Annotated in this window: 3 protein-coding genes; 1 reads left to right on the forward strand and 2 read right to left on the reverse strand. The window is 38.9% G+C overall.

The window, feature by feature from the left end:
* Nucleotides 1-155 precede the first annotated feature (155 nt).
* Nucleotides 156-404: a hypothetical protein gene (locus H1P_RS32305; protein ID WP_144875429.1), complete on the forward strand. Its 249-nt coding sequence runs from the start codon at nucleotides 156-158 to the stop codon at nucleotides 402-404.
* Between the two features lie 118 nt (nucleotides 405-522).
* Here the strand turns inward: H1P_RS32305 and H1P_RS32310 are convergent, their stop codons facing one another.
* Both H1P_RS32310 and H1P_RS32315 read right to left on the reverse strand, forming a co-directional pair.
* A complete protein-coding gene (locus H1P_RS32310; RefSeq protein WP_144875431.1) occupies nucleotides 523-999 on the reverse strand; it encodes a GNAT family N-acetyltransferase in 477 nt (158 codons plus the stop codon).
* Between the two features lie 110 nt (nucleotides 1,000-1,109).
* Entirely contained in the window at nucleotides 1,110-2,483 is a 1,374-nt protein-coding gene (locus H1P_RS32315; RefSeq protein WP_144875434.1) for an MATE family efflux transporter, read from the reverse strand.
* Between the last annotated feature and the right edge of the window lie 494 nt (nucleotides 2,484-2,977).

A 2,977-nucleotide genomic window follows, 5' to 3' on the forward strand; every position in this document is an offset into this window, starting at 1 on the left:
TTTTAGGAAAAATATCTTGAAATAGCTTCCACTCTAGGTCATTTAATCCCTCAAATTTGCCTGGCATCTTCAGTCGTTTAGTTACAACCTTCTTATTTTATCTATTATTAGTGGGATAGGTTCATATTTGTCGAACTGATGCTTTTAAAGGTTGAATGGCTATTAAAATTGAGAAAATTAAAGAACTTTCTATCATTAAGCTAAAACCAATAATTGAAGACAGTCGAAATCAAGGTTTTTTATTTGTTCAACGTCTTGTTGACAACTGGATTGACCAAAAGAACTGTTTCGATCAAAAAGGTGAGGTTCTCTTAATAGCCAAGGATGCCGATCGGTTTATTGGTTTATGTGGTCTGAACATCGATCCTTTTGTAAAACATTTAGGTGAGCAGGATTTGTCATAGCAACAATACCTCTAGCTAAACTTTTTCTGACGAGTAATTTGGTGATGAAACCGAACTAAAAAGAGCATTGCAGCGATCGCAATTTAAAAATTATCACAATATTAGACAGGAAAAAAGATTATCGATTTTGCACAGAGTAGTAGAGAACATCCAAATTAAACATATGAATTTGCTTTTCATATTCCAAGCCAGCTTTTTCCATTACTCTTCTTGAGGCGAGGTTATCAGGCAATGCCATCGCAATTACTTTATCTAAATTAGCAACATCAAAGCCGTAGGAAATTGATGCTTTCACTGCTTGAGTTGTAATTCCTCGTCCCCAATAAGTTTTAGCAAGTCCATAAAGAACTTCAACTTCATTAAGCTCATCCAAGTAACGCAAACCACAATAGCCAATCATGTGAGATGAATAATTTTCTATAATTGCCCAAATTCCGTATCCTCGATATTGCCAGTGCTTTATGAAAGATTTAAGGGATTTTTCTGTATTGTCTCTAGAAATCGAGACTCCTCTACTAGGCAGAAAACGAGTTACTTGAGAATCAGCCCAAATTGCTGCCAGAGCATCTAAATCAGAGGCTTTAAGTAGTCGCATTGTACAATCGTCAACACGAGAGTCGAAAATGCTCTCTGGCAAGCACGCATTTCCTCCCGTCAATTTGTCAAATATTTGAATGAGCAGGATTTGTCATAGCAACAATACCTCTAGCTAAACTTTTTCTGACGGGTAATTTGATGATGAAACCTGATTAAAAAGAGCATTGCAGCGATCGCCATTCCGATAAAATGTCCTAACCACAAACCAGTACCACCCCAACCCAAAGGAAATCCCAGAATATAACCACCAGCCAGTCCGACACCCCAGAAAGAAGGAATGCTCAACAGTATGGGAACACGAGTATCTTGAATTCCTTGCAGCGCACCATAAGTAATTTTTTGGATTACGTCTGGTATTTGGGACACAGTAGCGATAGTTAACATTGGTAAAGCTAAAGCTAATATTTCAGCATTGGCAGGATCGTCAATATCTAGATATAGGCTAACTATTGCTTGGGGAAACAATAACATAGCGATCGTGATGAGAATGATAAATCCCAATCCTATTCCAATACTCAGATATCCAGATCGTCTAATTCCCTCTAAATTTTTTTGTCCCAGCCATTGTCCTACTCTAACCGTAGCTGCATAAGACATTCCCAAGGGAATCATAAAGATGACTACAATAGTTTGAAAGATAATTTGGTGTGCAGCTAACACGTCTGTCCCCAATGCACCCATCAGATAGGTAACAACAGTAAATAAACCTATTTCTAGTGCGGAAAAAACTCCAATAGGAAGACCAATTTTAACTAACTCTGCCAAAATACTTGGTTTTAATCGATTTAGTCCTTTAATAATCTGATAGGTTTTTAGTTGTGGGTGCTTGAGGATATAGATTAACAAGGCGAAAAACATTCCCCAAAGAGCCAGGGTACTTGCTAATGCTAATCCTGCTAATCCTAAGCGGGGAAAACCAAATTTACCAAACCCTAAAATATAGTTTCCCGTAATATTAAAAAATGTCCCTAGGATCACGATAAACATGACAGGACGAGTATGAGACAATCCAGATACCATCCCTCGTAGCATAGCAAAACCCAACGCGGGGAAAAAACCCCACAAAATAATATCTAAATAGGTATTAGCCAGAGTAACAGTAGTTTCAGCCTGTCCCAATTGCACCATCAGCGAATCAAAATTAGCGATCGCAATCATCATGGGTATTGTCAACAATAAAACCAACCAAAATCCCTGGCGCACTAACTGTTCAATTTTTCTGCGATTCCCCGCACCATCAGCTTCGGCAATTAAGGGACTTATCCCCATAACTACCCCAGATGCAATAGTAAGCAAAGCCATAAAAGTTAGAGAAGCTAAACCCCCTCCCGCAAGAATTTCTCCTCCCAATCTTCCCATCATAATTGTGTCAAAAAACCCCGTCAGAGATTGAGCTACTTGTGCGCTAGCTAAAGGAATCGCTAATTGCAGAAATTTTTTGATCTCCGTGCGAATTAGAGAACTAACTAAATTTGAAGTCATGGCTAAATACTTTTTAAAATAAAGTCTTGTTTGTCTGCGACACTTCTTTGATCTTTTAGGCTTGTCTTGCTCCTCGCACTAACTTCTTTAGTTTCTTTTTGGCGTGGCGATCTACTTCTGTTATGGTTTAATACTTCTTGATAGTAGCGATCGTGACATAGTTGATGAGGTTTATGTCCACATAGCGATCGCTATACCCTTCCTAATATAGAGTTTACGGAAGGAAATGCCTACGATCGGTCGATAGATTACACTTCCGTGCTGACTATTCATTTGTCTTACTGCTCTTTTCAAATAAGTAGACCACTCAACATATCCAATTACTTAAGCAACAAGCGAGCTTAAAGCTTAAAGCTTAGAGCTTGGATGGAAGCTCCGAACCAACTAATTAAAAGCGGAACGGACATCTCACGGGCTTGAGGCAACCTTATGCGTAGCGGTATCCTTTAGGGCAAGCCACGTGTCCTCGTCTATCCAATCGAAAACGGCTGTAA

The organism is Hyella patelloides LEGE 07179, assembly GCF_900659865.1.
In the GTDB taxonomy this organism is placed as follows: Bacteria; Cyanobacteriota; Cyanobacteriia; order Cyanobacteriales; family Xenococcaceae; genus Hyella; species Hyella patelloides.

Coding starts and splice junctions, on each gene's coding strand:
- H1P_RS32305 (WP_144875429.1), top strand. CDS start 156: ATGGCTATTAAAATTGAGAAAATTAAAGAACTTTCTATCATTAAGCTA.
- H1P_RS32310 (WP_144875431.1), bottom strand. CDS start 999: ATGCGACTACTTAAAGCCTCTGATTTAGATGCTCTGGCAGCAATTTGG.
- H1P_RS32315 (WP_144875434.1), bottom strand. CDS start 2,483: ATGACTTCAAATTTAGTTAGTTCTCTAATTCGCACGGAGATCAAAAAA.